A 1,634-nucleotide genomic window follows, 5' to 3' on the forward strand; every position below is an offset into this window, starting at 1 on the left:
CCCCAGGCCGAGCCGCACCCCCGATATGAAAGGCGTCCACCCCCGCCGCACGCAGCCGCGCCACATGCTCCAACCGCAGCCCACCCCCCACCAGCAGCCGCTGCTCGTAACCGGGTTCCGCCCGCCGCGCCGCCTCGGCAAGCAGCGTCGGAAGCCCGTCGTCCACCCCCGCCGCCGAGCCGGCGGTGAGGTAGGTGTCGAGGCCGGGAAGCCCATGCAACTCCCTGCGCAGGGCGTCCCGGTCGACGGCCCGATCGATGGCCCGATGGAACGTCCAGCGGCATCCGTCGAGCTCGGCGACGACCTGCTTGACCACCGCATGGTCGACGGCACCGTCAGCGTCGAGGAACCCGAACACGAACTCCTCGGCCCCCGCCCCCCGCAACTCCCGGGCCGCCCGAAGCAGCGCGTCGACCGCCCGGCCGTCCCCGGCGCCGAACCCGTCCGTCAGCCGCAGCATCACCCGCAGCGGAATGTCGACGGCGGCCCGGATCCCGGCGAAGGTCTCGACGGCCGGCGTCAGCCCGTCCGCCGCCATGTCGGTGACCAGCTCCAGCCGGTCCGCACCTCCGTCCCGGGCGGCGACGGCGTCCTCGACACCGAGGGCGATCACCTCCAGCACTGCGCCCCGGCTCATCGGACCCCTTCCGTTGGTTCCCGTCGGCTCCTGTTGGCTCCCCTGGAGCAACTAGACAGTAGAGGTCTAGTCCAATCCGAAGCGTACGCCCACGAGCCCCACCCCCGTCACTCAACCGCCGTACATGTTCAGCTCCGCCGCCTCCACTCCCGCCAACTCGTACGACGGCGAGGGCGAGGGCGAAGACGAGGGCGAAGACGCCCCCTCTCCCTCCTCCACCAGCCGCCCCGCATACAGCCGCACCAGCGTGGCCCCGTCCCCGATGTACCGCCCCGGCGTCCGCACCCCCGACCCATCCCCCAGCCGCAACGGCTCGTCCAGCTCATCGACATCCGCGTGGAGCGGCACCAGCCCCCGCTCCCGGCTCAACCGCGCGAGCAGCGCCAGCGCGTACGGCAGCCCCGGCCCCGCATAGGCCCCGGGCTCCCCAAGGGCCTCCCGGACATCACCCGCATGCACCCACTCCCTCAGCGCGACCCCGTCCAGCGCCCCGCCGGCCTCGGCGATCACACCCCCGGCCTCACTCATCCCCTTCTCCAGCTCGTCCAGGACCCGCGCGTTCGTCCAGTCGACCCGCTCGGCGATGTCCCGCTCGTTCGACTCAGGTGAGAACACCCCCTTCCCGAGCCGCCCCTCGACCACCCGCGACAACGCGGCCGAGCAGTGCGCGAGCACCTCCCGCACCGTCCACTCGGGGCATCCGGCGGTCACGATCCCGAAGTCGGCGTCGGGGCGGGCCCGCAGCAGCGGAATCAGCGCGTCGCGCTCGACGGTCAGGAGCCGCCCGGGCAGCTCGGGGTCACGTACGTCATGTACATCGGCAGAAGACGTCATGCCTTCCACGCTAAGGGCCGACGCCCCCGGGCGGGAGAATGCCCCCATGCCCGATCAAGCCGCCCTCGCCGCCCCCGACGACCCCCACCCCGCCCTCCGCGCCCGCTGGACCGAGGCCCTGGAAGCGGCCCGCACCCCCCCCGCCGACGGAACCGCCCCCGAC

General features: G+C 73.3%; 2 protein-coding genes. Both read right to left on the bottom strand.

The annotated features are described in order from the left end of the window. Positions 1-637, bottom strand: a 637-nt coding sequence (locus ADL01_RS19875; RefSeq protein ID WP_053743363.1) for a copper homeostasis protein CutC, incomplete at its 3' end; no start/stop codon positions are given. A gap of 111 nt (positions 638-748) precedes the next feature. Next, entirely contained in the window at positions 749-1,471 is a 723-nt protein-coding gene (locus ADL01_RS19880; RefSeq protein ID WP_053743364.1) for a maleylpyruvate isomerase family mycothiol-dependent enzyme, read from the bottom strand. Positions 1,472-1,634: the final 163 nt, after the last annotated feature.

Origin of the sequence: Streptomyces sp. NRRL WC-3618 (assembly GCF_001280005.1) — a bacterium.
Classification (GTDB): Bacteria; Actinomycetota; Actinomycetes; order Streptomycetales; family Streptomycetaceae; genus Streptomyces.